Genomic DNA, 17,159 nt, shown 5'->3' with positions numbered 1-17,159 from the left:
CAACGGGCAAGCAGAAAGGCTGAGGTGACAATGGGGATAATCAGAAAACTGGACGAGCCGCTTGCGAATAAAATCGCTGCTGGGGAAGTGGTTGAACGCCCAGCTTCGATTGTCAAAGAATTAGTTGAAAACGCCCTTGACGCTGAGGCATCGGCCATTCAAGTTGATGTTGAAGAAGGCGGGTTAACAAAAATTAAAATAACAGATAATGGTCATGGCTTTGCTGAAGATGACTGTGACATCGCTTTTGAACGTCATGCCACAAGTAAAATATCTGAGGAAAATGATCTTTTTCATATAAAGACTTTGGGTTTTAGAGGTGAAGCCCTGCCAAGTATTGCATCCGTTTCCCATCTCGAATTGAAAACGTGTACTGGCGAGGAGGCGGGAACGCATCTGGTTCTGCAGGGCGGTCATATCATTCAATCAGGCCATACGGCGAGCCGGCGCGGAACAGAAATTACTGTGTCGAATCTTTTCTTTAATACACCAGCACGTCTAAAACATTTAAAAACGGTCCACACTGAACTTGGTAAAATTTCTGATATTATGAATAAGCTTGCCCTTTCTTACCCAGAAGTCCGGTTTGGACTGACACACAATGAAAAGCCGGTATTCCAAACAAATGGAAAAGGTGATTTGCGACAGGTGCTGGCGGCTATTTATGGGATGCAAACGGCAAAAGCCTCACTACAGGTACGGGATGAATCATTGGACTTCCAAGTGCGGGGCCTTTTGGTGAAACCAGAAGTTACAAGAGCGGGAAGACAATATGTTTATATTTTCATCAATGGCCGCTATATTAGAAATTATCCTATTTTCAATGCGATTATGGCCGGATATCATACACTCTTGCCAATCGGAAGGTACCCCATTGCTGTCCTTCATATTGAGATGGATCCTACATTGATTGATGTCAATGTTCATCCAGCGAAACTTGAAGCGAGGATAAGCAAAGAAAAAGAGTTGTGTCAGCTGATTGAACAGGCCGTTCGGGAGACGTTTCATCAAGAACAGCTTATTCCGTCAGTGCAAAAAAGAGATAGAAAAGAAAGTGTATTGAAACCGGAACAGCAACAGCTTGACTTCGATCAATCGCATGCCGGCTTTCCTGAGAAAAAGGAGAGAAAAATCGAACGGCAAAAAAATGCTACTGCCGTGAGTCCGCCGGTTATTGAAGAGCCAGCAGCCAAATACGATCAACACCGTGACAACCAAGAACAACCGGACCAAGAATGGGACGAAACGATAGAGCAGGCTTTTCACTCACCAGAATCATCAAGCCCTGTTGATAAGGCTGAGAGAATGCCAAGGGTCTATCCCATCGGTCAAATGCATGGCACATATATTCTGGCCCAGAATGAAAATGGACTATATATCATTGATCAGCATGCAGCTCAAGAGCGGATTAAGTACGAATTCTATCGTGAAAAGGTTGGCGAAACAGCAAAAGAGGTGCAAGAGCTGCTCGTACCTATGACATTTGAATTTACGCCTTCCGAGTACACCACTATTGGGGAGTACGAAGATTATCTAAAACAAATAGGCTTGGCGTTTGAGCCTTTTGGTCAACACTCTTATATTATCAGATCACATCCGCAATGGTTTCCCAATGGGAAAGAAAAAGAAACGATTGAAGATATCGTGGGTCAGCTTCTTGAAAATCGTCATATCTCGATTAAGAAGCTGCGGGAGGAATTGGCGATCATGATGTCATGCAAAAAGTCAATTAAAGCGAACCGTTATCTGCGGGCAGATGAAATCGACGCCTTGCTCAAACAGTTAAAAGAAGCTGAGGACCCTTTTACATGTCCTCATGGCAGGCCGGTGATCGTGCACTTTTCAACGTACGAAATGGAAAAGTTATTTAAACGGGTGATGTAAAAGGTACTTCCCGGGCACTTTCAAAGCATGAAAGGAATAGAAAATGAAAGAAAAAGTAGTTATTATCGTTGGTCCAACAGCTGTTGGGAAGACAAAATTGAGCCTTGATATCGCCAGGGTATTCAATGGCGAAGTGATTAATGGTGATGCGATGCAGGTTTATCAGGGATTGAATATTGGAACAGCAAAAATCCCTGAAACAGACATGCAAGGTATCCCGCATCATCTCATTGATTTCCTGCCGCCATCTGAGCCATATACTGTGGCAGCTTTTCAATCTGACGCCAGACAACTTATACATGACTTGAACGAACAACATAAATGTCCTGTCCTTGTAGGTGGCACAGGTCTCTACATCAAAGCTGCTGCCTATGATTATCAATTTACCGACGTGGAAGATGATCCGGATTTCAGGAAGGAAATGGCACGTATTGCTGAATCGCAGGGAAACATGGTGCTTCACCAGAAATTAGCCGACATCGACCCAGTGTCTGCACGAGCCATCCACCCAAATAACGTGAACCGTGTCATTAGGGCTTTGGAAGTTTATCATCTGTCAGGACTGCCTTTTAGCATGCATCAGCAAGATCAAGAGCCCGCACCGCTCTTCGATATAGCTTTAATCGGTCTGACGATGGATCGTGAGTTGCTTTACAAACGCATCAATCAGCGAGTTGATGATATGATTGAAGCCGGCCTGATCGATGAGGCGAAGGCTTTGTATGATAGTGGCATTCGCAATGTTCAAGCGGTCCAGGCGATTGGCTATAAGGAACTATACCGTTATTTTGAAGGAGAATGTACACTTCAGGAAGCCGTGAGCCTTTTAAAACGGAATTCACGCCGTTTTGCAAAAAGACAATACACATGGTTCCGCAATCAAATGGATGTTACGTGGTTTGATATGACAGAGGCGCTGGACCATTTTGAGAAAAAAGCTGAAGAAATCATTCGGTTTGTTGCAGGAAAGTTGGAAATAAGGTCGAAGTAATCTGATATAGAGAAAAAGGAGGATCATGGTATGAAACAAACAGTTAATATTCAAGATACTTTCTTGAACCAGCTTCGCAAGGAAAGCACATTTGTTACAATATTTTTGCTTAACGGCTTCCAGTTGAAAGGGCAAGTTAAAGGTTTCGATAACTTTACAGTCCTGCTTGAAACGGATGGTAAACAGCAATTAATTTTCAAGCATGCCATCTCGACCTTTTCACCCTCAAAGCCAGTAAATTTGAATAATCAATCTGAATAATACGAGAAAACCTCCAATACTCCATTGGAGGTTTTCTGTTTTAGTCTATTATCTCAGTTCATATTATATTATGATGAACATGAAGGGATGTGCTGTATGAGGAGACAGGGGGCATAAGGAATCGTGTTTGTTAAGTTTATCGTACAAGTTTTTTTAATATTAGCGTTAACACTCATCCATTTTGGAGTAAGGTCCATGCACCGAAACTTAAGAAAGCAAAAATCTTTTTTGATCTTTTTGTTTTCAGCTTTAATGATCATTTTATGTATGTCCTTTCCGGTAGCCCATGAATCAGGGGTGTTGATGGATTTAAGGATTGCCCCGTGGTTAGCTTCATTTCTTTATGGCGGCATAGGGGTTGGGGTATTAACCACCGTTGTCATGGTGCTTTATAGGATCATGCTCGGAGGCGGAGGGGTATATATCTTCCTGGTTTCATATATCATCACGGTGATCATGCTTTTCTTTACATATAATAAATTTAAGGATAAGAAGTATTTGACAAAATTGTTGTTTACGAGTGGGATTATTATCTTTCATTCCTTATTGGTTATTTTTTTTGTACGTATGTTCAAGGATTTGTCCTTTTTTATCACAAGCCCTTGGTTTAGTTTCGGTTTTATTGTATACCCTGTTTTAACAAATTGGTTTGTTGTTTTTATCATCGAAACGATGCATGAAAATGATGTCCTTAGCCATGAAGTGGCAAAGTCGGAAAGGGCGCATATTGCCAGTCAATTGGCTGCAAGCGTAGCCCACGAAGTGCGTAATCCGATGACTGTCATTAAAGGCTTTCTACAGCTTCTGAGGTCTGATAAGCAGCTTTCTGATAAGTATCAGCACTATCTCATTACAATGGAGCTTGAGCTGGAACGGGCGACCGCGATCATTACAGATTATCTCTCTTTTGCTAAGCCTGGGAAAATTAAAGTTGAACGGTTTCTTGTGAAAGATCAGCTTAATTTTGTCATACAGACGTTAACCTCATATGCCCTATTAAAGGGGGTAGAAATTCGTTGCCAAGATCGTATGGATTGCTACATTAAAGGAAGTAAAGAAAAGTTTCAGCAGGTTCTTTTAAATATTGTTAAAAATGGTGTGGAAGCCTCGAATAATAACAGTTTTATTGATTTGGAAACCGTCAAGCGCGGTGAGTCCGTTATCATTACCATTCGGGATTACGGTCACGGCATGGAGAGTGAACAAATTGCCAAAGCAGGCTTGCCGTTTTACACAACCAAAGAAACTGGAACAGGATTAGGTCTCATGGTGTGCTATCAAATTATAAAAGCGATGGACGGGAGAATACATATTGACAGTAAGTTAGGACGCGGCACGTGTTTTACAATTATCTTGCCTTCTGAAGAATAACCCTTTGTCATATCTATGAATTATCAGGATGCATTCTGTTCCTTTGAAAGGAAATGGGCGTTTGTCACAAAAAAGAGGCGAGGGCGTATAGTGAAGCAAAGGAACAGTGAGGTGAGTCACGTGTCGGATACTTATACTCTTAAGCAAAAAAGTCAAATAAATGTTATTCTTAGCCAAACGAAGAATGCCGAGACCCCGGTTACTCCGCAAAAAGAAGAGCGCGGGAAGCATCGCCCCTTAGATGATATCGAAATGAAATTAAATAAATTAGTGGGGCTCGAAGAAGTCAAACGGACGGTTAAGGAAATTTACGCCTGGCTTTATATCAGCCAAAAAAGAAAGGAACAGCACCTGAATGTTCAAAACCAATCCTTGCACATGCTTTTTAAAGGAAGTCCCGGCACAGGCAAAACGACGGTTGCTAGACTCTTGGGGGAGCTTTTTCGAGATATGGGCATTCTCCCAAAAGGACACTTAATTGAAGCAGAACGGGCAGATCTCGTTGGTGAATATATTGGCCAAACAGCACAAAAAACGCGCGACTTGGTAAAAAAGGCGATGGGTGGTATCTTATTTATAGATGAAGCTTATTCCTTGGCTCGGGGTGGAGAAAAGGATTTTGGCAAGGAAGCTGTCGATACGCTGGTCAAACAAATGGAAGATAAAAAGGATCAGTTTGTATTAATCCTTGCCGGCTACTCCAGTGAAATGGCCCGTTTTTTAAAGCTAAATCCCGGACTGCCTTCAAGATTTCCGATAATAATTTCCTTTCCCGATTATACTGACAGTGAATTGATGACAATATCAGAGCAAATGCTAGAAGAACAGGAATATAAGCTGACGATTGAGGCTAAGAAGAAGCTCACAAGGCATTTAAAGCAAAAAGTATCTGAGAATGAAAAATCCTTTAGTAACGGGCGGTACGTCAGAAATCTGATTGAAAAGATGATTAGGCAGCAGGCAGTCAGGCTCCTCAGGGAAGGCCAATATGATCGCGATGCCTTATTGACGCTCAGAGCTTGCGACCTTACCGTAGATGAAGGCAAGACTATATAAAAGAGGCAGGAATAGCATGGAGAAAATGATATTGGCGGGATGTCAATTACCGACAATGAGTGATGAATCATTTGAATCATCGATGGAGGAACTGAATGCATTAACTGAAACCGCCGGCGGTGAAGTGAAAGCGACGATTGCCCAAAAAAGACTGCGCATTGATGCGGCAACCTATATAGGCAAAGGAAAGGTTGAAGAACTCGCCAACTTGGAAAACACTGTTGATGCGGATACGATTATCTTCAATGACGAGCTGACCCCCAGCCAGCAAGCTCGGTTAGCCGATCGTTTAAAGGCAAAGGTGATTGACCGGACACAACTAATCTTAGATATTTTTGCCATGAGGGCAAATTCCAGGGAGGGTCAGCTTCAGGTAGAGCTTGCCCAGCTGCAATACATGCTCCCAAGGCTAAGCGGGATGGGGACAGCGTTATCCCGTCTTGGCGGGGGCATCGGCACACGCGGTCCCGGGGAAACTAAGCTTGAAACTGACCGGCGTTACATAAGAAAGCGAATCACAGATATAAAAAAACAATTGAACACCATTGTTCAGCACAGAGAGCGTTATCGCGAGCGGCGCCGAAACAACAAACAATTCCAGATCGCTTTAGTTGGTTATACGAATGCCGGGAAATCCACCTTATTTAATCGCTTAACTGAAGCGGAATCTTTTGAAGAAAACCAATTGTTTGCCACCTTGGATCCCTTAACGCGGAAATTTAAATGTCCCAATGGTTTTCAAGCGCTGATGTCTGATACCGTGGGTTTTATTCAGCATTTGCCAACCACCTTAGTGGCAGCGTTTCGGTCAACACTTGAGGAGGTGACGGGTGCGGATCTTATAATCCATGTGGTTGACATTTCCCATCCGGATCATATGCAGCATGAGTTGACAGTTAATGAACTGCTGGAAGACCTTAATGCGGGAAATATCCCCAAGCTGATGCTGTATAACAAGAGGGATTTGCTTAGGGAAGCCTTTATACCCCCTAAGGGATCGCTTCTTGTCACCGTTTTTAACCCTGAGGATATCGGACAGATCCGTGCTGTTATTGAGGCAAAGATTATTGAGCAGATGGTGCCTTATAGGAAAAAAATTAATGCAGGGAATGGCAAGCTGATGGCTGCGGTTAAAATGAGTACCATCGTCACTGACAGGCGTTGGATTGAAGAAACAGATCAGTTTGAATACAATGGCTATGTTTTACAAGATTCCCCGCTTTATTTTAAATTAACATCCCACTGCAACAGCGAGGAGTAAGCACAGATATGTATAACCAGTTGAAGCACGGCGGCCGTCTCAAGACGGTTGTTACACAAGTTAAAGAACAGATAAAGCAAAGGTTCGAACACATTGAAAAAATAGCTGAGGCAAATCAGTATAGCGTATTGAAAAGCTTCCAGGAACACCGTATCAGTGATACTCACTTTCATGGCACAACGGGTTATGGGTATGATGATTTTGGCCGGGAAGGAATTGAAGCGGTCTATGCTGATGTATTTGGCGGGGAGGCGGGCCTTGTAAGGCCGCAGCTCATATCTGGGACACATGCAATCAGCACGGCTTTATTTGGGGTTTTAAGACCTGGAGATGAATTATTATATATTACCGGGCGACCTTATGATACTTTAGGAGGTGTTATTGGTTTATCCGGTGAATCAATCAGTTCTTTGAAATCTTTTGGCATCGGCTGCAGCATTATCCCGTTAAAAGATGGTCAGATCGATGTCGAACAGGTTTTGGCTTCTGTTGGATCCCATACCCGTCTTATTGCAATCCAGCGCTCATGCGGTTACGACACCCGCCCTTCCTTTTCCGTTAATGACATCGAAAAAACGATTAAACGGATTAAAACGCAATATCCCGAAGTTACCATCTTTGTAGATAATTGTTATGGTGAATTTGTGGAAGAGAGAGAGCCATGCCACGCTGGAGCGGATTTAATGGCGGGCTCATTAATTAAAAATCCAGGCGGCGGCCTTGTTAAATCAGGTGGATATATCGTCGGCAAAGAAGATTTGGTTGACCGTTGTGCCGAACGGCTTACAGCTCCCGGTTTGGGAAGAGAGGTTGGACCGACCGCAGGCAGCTTGACAGATATGTATCAAGGCTTTTTCCTGGCGCCGCATACCACAGCGCAGGCGCTTAAGGGTGCTGTTTTCACCGCAGCTTTAATGGACAAGCTCGGCATGAAAACCACTCCGAATTGGGATGCACACCGAACAGACTTGATTCAGTCAGTCACATTTAATGACCCGGATAAAATGGTCACATTTTGCCAGGCTATTCAAAAGGCTTCGCCGATTAATTCGCATGTGACCCCTTACCCAAGTCCTATGCCTGGCTATGAAAGTGATGTCATTATGGCTGCAGGGACATTCGTTCAGGGAGGAAGCCTGGAACTGTCAGCCGATGGTCCGTTACGGCCCCCTTATACAGCTTTTGTCCAAGGCGGACTGACCTTCGAACATGTCAAGGCAGCAATATTAATCGCAGTTGATGAACTTATGGATAAAGAATGGCATTAGAAAATGGCAGAATGGACAGGAACAATATAATGTTTCTGTCCGTTTATTTTTATGTTAGAAAACCTAACATCTCTTGACACCTACAATAACATTAAGTATAATAATAATTGTGAAAGGGGGTTGTGACGGTGGATGATCAGATTCGCAGAACAATGCCGTTATTTTCGATGAGTATCGTTCAAAAGCTGACAGGTTTGACCGCCCGGCAAATTCGCTATTATGAAGAACATCATCTCGTGCAGCCTGAGAGAACTGAAGGCAACCGCCGTGTGTTTTCTTTCAATGATGTGGAACAGTTGCTTGAGATTAAGTCTTTGCTGGATAAAGGCGTTAATTTAGCCGGCATTAAGCATGTCTTAGGTATGAAAACGATCGAAGCTATGCAACCACCCGTGGAGAAAGTTGCAAAAAAACCCGAGATGTCCAATGCCGATGTGATGAAATATTTAAAATCGGAATTGATTCAGGCGGGCAGGCACGGCAAGGCTTCCCTTATCCAAGGCGAGCTATCACGATTTTTTCATTAATTAGCACAAAAAATTTTGAGGAGGATCACACTAAGCTATGGGAAAGTATACTAGAGAAGATATTATGGGAATGGCGGATGAAGAAAATGTCAGGTTTATCCGTTTGCAATTTACCGATCTACTTGGAATTATCAAAAACGTCGAGATACCTGTTGATCAACTAACAAAAGCTCTGGACAATAAAATGATGTTCGATGGCTCCTCCATTGAAGGGTTTGTCCGTATCGAAGAATCGGATATGTATTTGTATCCAGATCTTGATACGTGGGTTGTCTTCCCATGGACGTCTGAAAAAGGCAAAGTTGCCCGTCTGATTTGTGACATTTATAATCCTGACGGAACGCCTTTTGAAGGTGACCCTCGTGCTATTTTAAAGAAGCAATTAAAAGAAATGGAAGCGTTAGGCTTTTCGCACTTTAACATTGGTCCGGAACCGGAATTCTTCCTGTTCAAAATGGACGAAAAAGGTGAACCAACGCTTGAATTAAATGATAAAGGCGGATATTTTGACCTTGCACCGACTGATCTTGGTGAAAACTGCCGCCGTGATATTGTGCTTGAGCTTGAAGATATGGGCTTTGAAATTGAGGCCTCCCACCACGAAGTGGCACCAGGGCAACATGAGATCGATTTTAAATACGCAGATGCGGTAACGACTTGCGATAATATCCAAACATTCAAGCTGGTTGTTAAAACCATTGCGAGAAAGCATGGCTTGCATGCAACATTTATGCCGAAGCCGCTGTTTGGTGTCAATGGATCCGGTATGCATGCCAACATGTCACTCTTTAAAGATAATAACAACGCATTTTATGACGAATCCAATGAAAATGGTTTGAGTCAAACTACTATGCAATTTATCGCCGGCATTATTAAACATGCCCGCTCATTTACCGCCATTACCAATCCGACGGTCAATTCTTATAAACGCTTGGTCCCAGGCTATGAAGCGCCAAGCTATGTGGCATGGTCAATGAGAAACCGCAGTCCGCTGGTGCGGATTCCTGCATCACGTGGCATCAGCACACGTATTGAGGTTAGAAGCGCCGATCCATCCGCAAATCCTTATCTTGCGATGGCTGCGATGCTTGCAGCCGGTCTTGACGGGGTCAAAAATAATATGACACCGCCGGCACCAACTGATCGGAATATTTACGTCATGAATAAAGAAGAAAGAGAAGAAGAAGGCATCATGGATCTGCCGGCAACATTGAAAGAGGCGCTTGAGGTCTTGAAGAAAGACGAGGTTATGACCAAAGCGATTGGCGCCCATGCCCTAGAGCACTTTGTTGAAGCCAAAGAGATCGAATGGGATATGTTCCGCACGCAAGTCCATCCTTGGGAACGCGAACAATATATGAGCCTGTATTAAGACTTGAAGCCCCTGACACTATCGGTGTCGGGGTTTTTTGTTATTTAGCCAAGTATACTTAAAAAACGGTAAGGTATTAAGATTAGTATAAGGAATATTGTTGATTACGAGAAATTTATAGAAGAAATCGTCGAATAAAAGTTGTAATTAGCAAACAGATTGTGACAAGATCATACGCGCTATTAATTTATAATAATTGGAAAAGCTGGTTTTACTAATAGTGAACCAGCCCTAAAGATGATTGTCTTAGGGCTGGTTTTTAAATTTAGAGGAGGAAGTTTAATGCTTAAAGAAAGATTGGACACTGAATGGATTGAATTAATTTTACTTGCTAAGAGCTTGGGTTTATCTAAAGGGGAAGTTATGGCTTACATAAAAAATAACCAATCATCAATAAGCGGATGATTGGTTAAGACGTTTATTCTTTATTTCGGCGCCATCTTTGATAGTCAAGAAATTCTTTAAAATCCTTCTTATCAATTCCAGATTCCATCGCTTCTTTTACAATTGATATCCATTCGTTATCAAGGTTAGGTAACTCTTGGTCCTTTGACATAGAAGGTTCGCTCTGGACTATTGATTCAACAGTGGTGTCAAGTACAGAGGCGATTTTTTCTAAGAATTGTATTGAGGGGTTTTTCTGAAGATCTCGTTCAATAGTGCTCAGATATGATTTAGAAACACCGGCCCGCTCAGCCAGTTCTGTTAATGATAAATTCTTTTGTATTCTTAGCTCTTTTATATAACTGCCCAGCATGTTGAACCACCTCTGATGTTGAGATGAAAGCTTGTGGTCGATCATCTTTTGTCTTGTTTATTATACATTGGATGGAGGAATTTTAATATATATATTAAAGATACATGTAATTAATTGGATGGCTGTTCTTTATATAAAACACAACAAAAGTTTGATCCAAAGACGAAAATTCTTTAGAAAAATTTGATAATGTAAGGAAAATCGAGAAATTTAAAGGAAAGCGCACGTTTTGTTCGTTAAAACGAACAAAACGTATAAATATGGAATTTTTTATTTTACGATGAAGCTTTTATACTAGCAATATAAACGTTCGGTAAAAAGAACACCATTATGGGTAGTTATTTATGACTATTTTTTTTACTTGATTGTTCTTTATAACGAACGATCGTCATAGTTTCCCATGGGGGGAGGAGTCATCATTAGGCTGACTAGACTAAGAAGGTATAGAAAGCAACACTGGGCTTACATATTGTCTATGCAAATTGGACTGATTTTCCTAGGGATGGTCGTCGGCGGGATGACGTTAACATCACCTACAAACGCCTATTTCAATGATTCAGAAAAGGTTGCGATGACGATCCCTGTTGGGTCATGGGACACGGGTGAGGATGATAAATGGGATAAGAGCTCCCTTAAATTTATCAGCCAAAAAGGAACATGTGATGAACTCGCTGCCATCATCCAAAACGGTAAAGATGCAAAGGCGATGAAAGGGCCGGTAAAATATGAGGTTTACTGGATTTCGAAAGGAAATCCTAAAAATGGCTCAAACTTAGCGTCCGGGCAAATTCCAGCATTGCAATCAGGGGGAAAACACACGCTGACTTACAAACCGGAAAAGTCTGGTAACTATATGTTTAAAGCATACCAACGCCCAGATCATCCTGGCAAGGGTGAGCTGTGGAGTGAAGCCATAACGATATCTTGCAAGGCACCGGCGGAAACTGAGAAGGAAAAGTCGGGTAAGCAGCAAGAAGAAGCGAAATCTAATGATAGTAAAAAGGCGAAAGCAGCGGAGAACAATGTTAAATCAGAATCCAATAAATCAAGGTCTGCTCCTGACAAGACACAGACTGCGGAAAAAAGCAGTGACGAAAAACAAGTGACGGAGAGTAAAGATGGTTCTGGTGATAAGAATCAGGAAGTTAAGAAGCTGAATAAAGAGGAACAATCCAAAGCACCAGAAGGAGAAGTGAAACAAGACGATAATCAGTCTATTCAGCAGGATACAACGAAAAAGTAAAGGGAAAGTTAAACACATAACGGGAGGATAACATGACATTTCACACATTCAAAAAATGGGTCAGCAGATTCGTGACGACAATTTTGTTTATAACATTACTTTTTATGGGGTTTGTCGTCATTTCATCAAAGGCATCAGGCGGTGAACCGAACTTTTTTGGTTATCAGTTGAAGTCGGTGTTATCCGGCTCAATGGAACCTACTTTTCTAACCGGATCGATCATTGCAGTAAAACCGATCGAAAATAAAACCAACCTCAAGAAGGGTAAAGTCATTACTTTTTTGAAGGATCAACATACGGTCGTCACTCACCGCATCCATGAGGTGAAAGGAACGGGTAGTCACACGCAATATATTACTAAGGGTGACAACAATGAGGAAGCTGATAGAGAGCCTGTACTAGCAAAAAATGTCATGGCGGTATATACCGGGTTCACCATTCCCTACGTCGGTTATTTTATGAATTATGCCCAATCAAAAGAGGGGACAGCGATTCTTCTAGTTCTTCCAGGGATTCTATTAATCATCTACTCAGTTATCACGATTTGGAGGGCTATAAAAGATTTAGAGGATCCAAAGGAAAAGGATACGTCAACAGTAAGTCAATAAGCTTGATTCCCGGAAAGGGCATGCCCATCCCCGGGTTCAAAATAAATTGTACATATCTATTGGGAAATAGGTAAATGAAAGGATGCTTATAATGGGTCTTAAAAAGAAATTGGGTATGGGAATTGCTTCAGCAGCACTTGGTTTATCTTTGGTGGGCGGCGGAACTTATGCTTATTTTAGCGATCAGGAAGTAACGAATAACACGTTTGCGGCGGGGACTTTGGATCTGACCACAAATCCAACCAAGATTATCAATGTGGATAACATCAAACCTGGGGATACAATGTATCGGGAGTTCAAGCTTAAGAACAATGGTTCACTTGATATCGGGGACATCACTTTAAATACAGACTATACAGTCACTGATGCTAAAGGTAATAACAAAGATGATTTTGGCAAGCATATCATGGTTAACTTTTTGGTTAATGATACTAATAACCAAGGCATTGTGTACTCAGCGACATTAGCGGAGCTAAAAAGCAAGCCGCTTGATGTCATACAAAAGAACATCATAGACGGCAGCGGCGGAAAGCTAAAGGCCGGTAAAATGAATAAAATGTACGTTGAATTTGAGTTTGTTGACAATGATAAGGACCAAAATGAATTCCAAGGCGATAAGGTCAATCTTAAGTGGACTTTTGATGCAACGCAAACTGCTGGTGAAGAAAGATAAAAAATCTATTAATCAATCAATCACCTAACCTCCTTCAAGATATGTCAGATCCAAGCCATAGGTGATGCAAAAAGAGAGAAAGAAGCCTTAATGGATGAACCTCCGCAAATTTGCGGGTTCATATATAACTTTACATACCCGAAAACGGGTAAGAGGAGGAAAAGGATGGGTATTAAAAAGAAGTTAGGTATGGGTATTGCCACAGCGGCATTGGGTCTGTCGCTAGTAGGAGGAGGAACTTACGCGTATTTCAGCGACCAAGAAGTCACAAACAACACCTTCGCAGCAGGAACTTTGGATTTAGGAGTCGATCCGTCTACGATCATTAACGTCGACAATCTCAAACCGGGAGATACAATGTTCCGCCACTTCAAACTATCTAACAGTGGTACATTACCGATCAAAGATGTCGCTATGAGCACAAGTTATACAGTAGATGATGCAAAGGGTAACAACGGTGGTGAGGATTTCGGAGATCATATTATTGTGAAATTCTTATTCAACGCCGATAGGGGTAGTATTCCGGTTTTTGAAACATCCTTATCTCATTTACAAAGTATGACACCAAATGCAATAAAGGACGAAATATGGAGTCCAATCTTTGGAGAACATGGACCGCTCCAACCTGGAGATTCGGATAATCTGTACGTCTACTTTGAATTCAAAGACAATGGTAAAGACCAGAATAAATTTCAAGGTGATGCTTTAAATTTGACTTGGAATTTTGATGCTCATCAAACAGCTGGTACAGAAAGATAACTTACAAATAAGGCGGGATCTTCCCGCCTTATTTTACGAAACCTCTACAAATCCAAATTGAGAGGTAGAGACTATGAAATTAAAATCGATCGTTTTTAAGTTAATCATGGTGTACTGTTTTTTGGCACTGACAGCGATTGTATTTTTGCCGCTCGGTAATACAAGTGCGAGCAAAACCGCAGCAGAGATAGATCTGGCCACAACACCACAGGATTATTTGTTTAATGTTAATAACATGAAGCCGGGGGATTGGGCGACTAGGACATTAACCATTCATAATAAAGGAAATAAAAGCTTTAACTATAATTTAGACGTCGGGCGCAAATCTGGGTCTGAAAAGCTCTTTGATCAATTGATTGTAAAAATAGAAGATCAATCAGGTGTCTTATATCAAGGGGGATTAAAGGATTTTAAAGGATTTGAATCAAGGTCTCTCCAAGACTTTGATTCGGAAGACCTCACTTTCACGGTTAAATTCCCTAAAAAGTCAGGAAATGAATACCAAGGTTTAGTGACAGATGTGGCTTTTAATTTTTTTGTGGACAGTGATATGGCGCCTTCAACTCAAGGCGGAGGAACTCATAACGATGGCGGGGGTCTGACACCTGTCAGTACTCATGTAACATCTAACACAGACGGGGCGGGTTGGAAAGGTATGCTCCCACAGACCGGTGAATCCAATCCATTATTAATCATTATTCCAGGAGTCATTTTGACGGCAGCTGGGATTATCCTATTATTAATCAAAAAATCGATCATTCCCCATCCGTTCAAACGAGGGTAGTATGAAATGGCTCGCTTATTTGTTGATATTAGCCGGTGTCATAACCATGTGCTATCCAAAAGCGATCAGTACCTATCATGCTTGGCAAGAACAAGAACTGCTTGTGAAATGGGAGGGCGGGAAAGCGCAACAAAGTATGCTTCAGCTAAATAAAACATTTGAGGTCTTATCACAGAACGAGGGAAGTAAGAATAACCGTGACAGATCTGGTAACATACTTGCTATACTGCAAATTAAGAAAATTAACCTGCGCCTTCCAATTGTAGAAGGGGCTAGTCTGGAACATCTTAAGATTGCAGGAGGTCATCTTAAAGGGACAGCACCTATCGGCTCTGTTGGAAATGCAGCCATCGCAGCTCATCGCAGCTACACTTATGGCAAACAGTTCAATCGCCTGCCTGAGGTTGGAATCGGGGATGAGGTTTTAATCGAAACAAAGAGCCAAATAATTACCTACGTTGTATTTAATAAGACAATTATTAACCCAGATGATTTGTCAATTTTAAAAAGCAGAGACAACAAAAGTATAATTACTCTCATAACTTGTGAGCCTATGAAAAATCCGACGAAACGGCTCATCATACAAGCGGAGAAAAAGAAAGCACAAAATAAAGAGTCACTATCATTTTAGACGAATCTAAGGGAATTGAGGTGTATGCTTGGTATACAAATTAAAAATAAGCGTTTAGACAAGGGACTTTCAATATCCCGGCTTGCCGCTCTCTCGGGTATATCAAAAGGATACCTAAGTAAGATAGAAAGACAGAAGGCAAATCCATCTGCTCACATTATTCAACAGTTATCGGAGGTATTGAATGTGCCGGTAGAAATGATACTTAAGGGGAAAAAGGATGAATTGGATCACGATTGGGTGCATCTCATCCAGCAGGCGAAGGAGCTAGGCGTTTCCAAAGACGAGGTTAAGTTGTTTCTCGATTTTAAGAACTGGCAGCAAATAGACAAGGAAGAGGAAATGAAATAATGATACATCTAAGCCGAGGCGTTTACCTGTCTCACCTAATGGACAGCAAAGTAAAGATCGTTTATAAAGGAAACAATCTTTGCGATCTGTATATTAACGATGAATATAAAGGATTAGCACCGTTTGATTATACTAAAAAAGCGTTGAACAGTTTGGAGAATAAGGAAGCCCAGCAGGACGCAAAGCCCGTGATGAAAAACTATGCTTTTAAAGAGTTAAAGACTGAGATAGATATGAGCGTATAAAAAAAGCCGACAATATCATGTCTGCTTTTTTTGTTACGCATAATTCAATTAATGAAGTGTTCTAAATACACCGATGACTTTGCCCAAAATAATACAGTTCTCAAGAATGATCGGTGCCATCGTTGAATTTTCAGGCTGCAGTCGAATATGGTCCTTTTCTTTGAAGAAGCGCTTGACAGTGGCTTCATCCTCTTCCGTCATAGCAACTATAATATCTCCGTTATCCGCTGTCCTTTGTTGCCGGACGATGACCTTATCGCCATCCATGATCCCGGCGTCAATCATACTTTCGCCAATAACATTAAGGATAAAGACTTCGTCAGCCCCAACCATGGCAGCTGGTACAGGAAAATATTCTTCGATGTTTTCAAAAGCAGTAATTGGTTGACCGGCTGTAACCTTACCAATAATCGGTATGTGCACAGTGTCTTGTTTTGCCATTCTTGGTTCGTCAAGGCTTAATAATTCAATGGCACGCGGCTTAGTGGGATCCCTGCGGATCATTCCTTTCTTTTCAAGGCGGGAAAGGTGACCGTGAACGGTGGAACTCGATGCAAGGCCAACCGCATCTCCAATTTCCCTTACTGACGGTGGATAGCCCTTCGTATTAACCTCTGTTCTAATAAAATCAATGATATCTTGCTGACGCTTGGATAATTTCATTCTATTAACTCCCCTCTTACGGAAGAATTTCTTACCAATAGTATAGCATGTGATGGTTATAAATACAAACACTCGTTCGAAAAAAAGCTTGACACAAACAACTGTTCGTTTTACTATAAAAATACGAACAAACATTCTTTAAGGAGCGGTTTTAATGGAACAAACCATTCGTCATCATATTAACGGGAAATCATATGTTATTTTATTCCTTTTATTAGTATTAATGATCTTTCTAGTCATGGCTAAAGGATTTAAGGCGGAAAGCTACGAGCAATATAAGACGGTCACTGTCGAAAAAGGGGATACATTGTGGGCACTTGCAAATTCAAATAAGGAAAATGCCAATAGATCAGTGAATGGTTTTATCGAATGGGTAGAGCGGGTCAATCATATCGAGCGCCACCACATTGAACCTGGACAAAAGCTGATCATTCCTGTTGAAAACAAATAAGCA

Annotated in this window: 21 protein-coding genes; 19 read left to right on the top strand and 2 right to left on the bottom strand. The window is 41.6% G+C overall.

From position 1 onward, the window contains the following. Nucleotides 1–30: 30 nt before the first annotated feature. The 10 genes from mutL to EV207_RS06350 all read left to right on the top strand — a co-directional run bounded on the left by mutL (nucleotide 31) and on the right by EV207_RS06350 (nucleotide 10,396). The gene (mutL, locus tag EV207_RS06395) at nucleotides 31–1,884 is read left to right on the top strand and encodes a DNA mismatch repair endonuclease MutL (protein ID WP_132744829.1); all 1,854 of its coding nucleotides are present in this window, start codon (nucleotides 31–33) and stop codon (nucleotides 1,882–1,884) included. A gap of 43 nt (nucleotides 1,885–1,927) precedes the next feature. Continuing rightward, nucleotides 1,928–2,875 carry a tRNA (adenosine(37)-N6)-dimethylallyltransferase MiaA gene (gene miaA / locus EV207_RS06390; RefSeq protein WP_132744827.1) on the top strand — a complete coding sequence of 316 codons (948 nt, stop codon included), beginning with the start codon at nucleotides 1,928–1,930 and terminating at the stop codon, nucleotides 2,873–2,875. 30 nt (nucleotides 2,876–2,905) lie between these two features. Next, nucleotides 2,906–3,136 (top strand): RNA chaperone Hfq, encoded by a 231-nt coding sequence (hfq, locus tag EV207_RS06385; RefSeq protein WP_132744825.1) that lies wholly within the window; start codon nucleotides 2,906–2,908, stop codon nucleotides 3,134–3,136. A 195-nt stretch (nucleotides 3,137–3,331) separates the two neighbouring features. Next, nucleotides 3,332–4,507, top strand: a complete 1,176-nt coding sequence (locus EV207_RS06380; RefSeq protein WP_132744823.1) for an ATP-binding protein — start codon at nucleotides 3,332–3,334, stop codon at nucleotides 4,505–4,507. 120 nt (nucleotides 4,508–4,627) lie between these two features. Further along, on the top strand, nucleotides 4,628–5,563 hold the full coding sequence (gene spoVK / locus EV207_RS06375) for a stage V sporulation protein K (protein WP_424511353.1): 936 nt from the start codon (nucleotides 4,628–4,630) through the stop codon (nucleotides 5,561–5,563). Between the two features lie 16 nt (nucleotides 5,564–5,579). Then, nucleotides 5,580–6,824, top strand: a complete 1,245-nt coding sequence (hflX, locus tag EV207_RS06370) for a GTPase HflX (RefSeq protein ID WP_132744819.1) — start codon at nucleotides 5,580–5,582, stop codon at nucleotides 6,822–6,824. Between the two features lie 8 nt (nucleotides 6,825–6,832). After that, nucleotides 6,833–8,092, top strand: a complete 1,260-nt coding sequence (locus EV207_RS06365; RefSeq protein ID WP_132744817.1) for a methionine gamma-lyase family protein — start codon at nucleotides 6,833–6,835, stop codon at nucleotides 8,090–8,092. Between the two features lie 128 nt (nucleotides 8,093–8,220). Then, entirely contained in the window at nucleotides 8,221–8,619 is a 399-nt protein-coding gene (locus tag EV207_RS06360) for a MerR family transcriptional regulator (protein ID WP_132744815.1), read from the top strand. 37 nt (nucleotides 8,620–8,656) lie between these two features. After that, nucleotides 8,657–9,991 carry a type I glutamate--ammonia ligase gene (glnA, locus tag EV207_RS06355; RefSeq protein ID WP_132744813.1) on the top strand — a complete coding sequence of 445 codons (1,335 nt, stop codon included), beginning with the start codon at nucleotides 8,657–8,659 and terminating at the stop codon, nucleotides 9,989–9,991. Nucleotides 9,992–10,273: 282 nt separating this feature from the next. Further along, nucleotides 10,274–10,396 carry an anti-repressor SinI family protein gene (locus EV207_RS06350; protein ID WP_132744811.1) on the top strand — a complete coding sequence of 41 codons (123 nt, stop codon included), beginning with the start codon at nucleotides 10,274–10,276 and terminating at the stop codon, nucleotides 10,394–10,396. A gap of 13 nt (nucleotides 10,397–10,409) precedes the next feature. Here EV207_RS06350 and EV207_RS06345 read toward each other — a convergent pair whose 3' ends face one another. Continuing rightward, complete coding sequence (locus EV207_RS06345; protein WP_132744809.1) at nucleotides 10,410–10,748, bottom strand: helix-turn-helix domain-containing protein; 339 nt, start codon at nucleotides 10,746–10,748, stop codon at nucleotides 10,410–10,412. A 400-nt stretch (nucleotides 10,749–11,148) separates the two neighbouring features. Here EV207_RS06345 and tapA point away from each other — a divergent pair, with 400 nt between their 5' ends. From tapA to EV207_RS06305, 8 genes are all read left to right on the top strand, one after another. Continuing rightward, the gene (tapA, locus tag EV207_RS06340; RefSeq protein WP_132744807.1) at nucleotides 11,149–11,991 is read left to right on the top strand and encodes an amyloid fiber anchoring/assembly protein TapA; all 843 of its coding nucleotides are present in this window, start codon (nucleotides 11,149–11,151) and stop codon (nucleotides 11,989–11,991) included. 32 nt (nucleotides 11,992–12,023) lie between these two features. Next, complete coding sequence (gene sipW / locus EV207_RS06335; protein ID WP_132744805.1) at nucleotides 12,024–12,599, top strand: signal peptidase I SipW; 576 nt, start codon at nucleotides 12,024–12,026, stop codon at nucleotides 12,597–12,599. Nucleotides 12,600–12,690: 91 nt separating this feature from the next. Then, nucleotides 12,691–13,272: a TasA family protein gene (locus EV207_RS06330; RefSeq protein ID WP_132744803.1), complete on the top strand. Its 582-nt coding sequence runs from the start codon at nucleotides 12,691–12,693 to the stop codon at nucleotides 13,270–13,272. A 165-nt stretch (nucleotides 13,273–13,437) separates the two neighbouring features. After that, the gene (locus EV207_RS06325) at nucleotides 13,438–14,031 is read left to right on the top strand and encodes a CalY family protein (RefSeq protein WP_132744801.1); all 594 of its coding nucleotides are present in this window, start codon (nucleotides 13,438–13,440) and stop codon (nucleotides 14,029–14,031) included. Nucleotides 14,032–14,104: 73 nt separating this feature from the next. Continuing rightward, nucleotides 14,105–14,815: a TasA family protein gene (locus EV207_RS06320; protein ID WP_132744799.1), complete on the top strand. Its 711-nt coding sequence runs from the start codon at nucleotides 14,105–14,107 to the stop codon at nucleotides 14,813–14,815. Between the two features lies 1 nt (nucleotide 14,816). Further along, nucleotides 14,817–15,446 (top strand): class D sortase, encoded by a 630-nt coding sequence (locus tag EV207_RS06315; protein ID WP_132744797.1) that lies wholly within the window; start codon nucleotides 14,817–14,819, stop codon nucleotides 15,444–15,446. A 24-nt stretch (nucleotides 15,447–15,470) separates the two neighbouring features. Continuing rightward, on the top strand, nucleotides 15,471–15,797 hold the full coding sequence (locus EV207_RS06310; RefSeq protein WP_132744795.1) for a helix-turn-helix domain-containing protein: 327 nt from the start codon (nucleotides 15,471–15,473) through the stop codon (nucleotides 15,795–15,797). Next, the gene (locus EV207_RS06305; RefSeq protein ID WP_132744793.1) at nucleotides 15,797–16,042 is read left to right on the top strand and encodes a hypothetical protein; all 246 of its coding nucleotides are present in this window, start codon (nucleotides 15,797–15,799) and stop codon (nucleotides 16,040–16,042) included. Before EV207_RS06310 ends, EV207_RS06305 begins: the two co-directional genes overlap by 1 nt. Before the next feature lie 48 nt (nucleotides 16,043–16,090). On the opposite strand, the gene lexA is transcribed toward EV207_RS06305, so the two are convergent. Continuing rightward, on the bottom strand, nucleotides 16,091–16,705 hold the full coding sequence (lexA, locus tag EV207_RS06300; RefSeq protein WP_132744791.1) for a transcriptional repressor LexA: 615 nt from the start codon (nucleotides 16,703–16,705) through the stop codon (nucleotides 16,091–16,093). A gap of 154 nt (nucleotides 16,706–16,859) precedes the next feature. Between lexA and yneA the strand changes: the two genes are divergently transcribed. After that, nucleotides 16,860–17,156 (top strand): cell division suppressor protein YneA, encoded by a 297-nt coding sequence (yneA, locus tag EV207_RS06295; RefSeq protein ID WP_132744789.1) that lies wholly within the window; start codon nucleotides 16,860–16,862, stop codon nucleotides 17,154–17,156. Nucleotides 17,157–17,159 lie beyond the last annotated feature (3 nt).

Source organism: Scopulibacillus darangshiensis (assembly GCF_004341035.1).
GTDB classification, from domain to species: Bacteria; Bacillota; Bacilli; order Bacillales; family Sporolactobacillaceae; genus Scopulibacillus; species Scopulibacillus darangshiensis.
The sequence above is the reverse complement of the archived record's forward strand: the minus strand, read 5'-3'. Positions and strand labels throughout refer to the sequence as shown.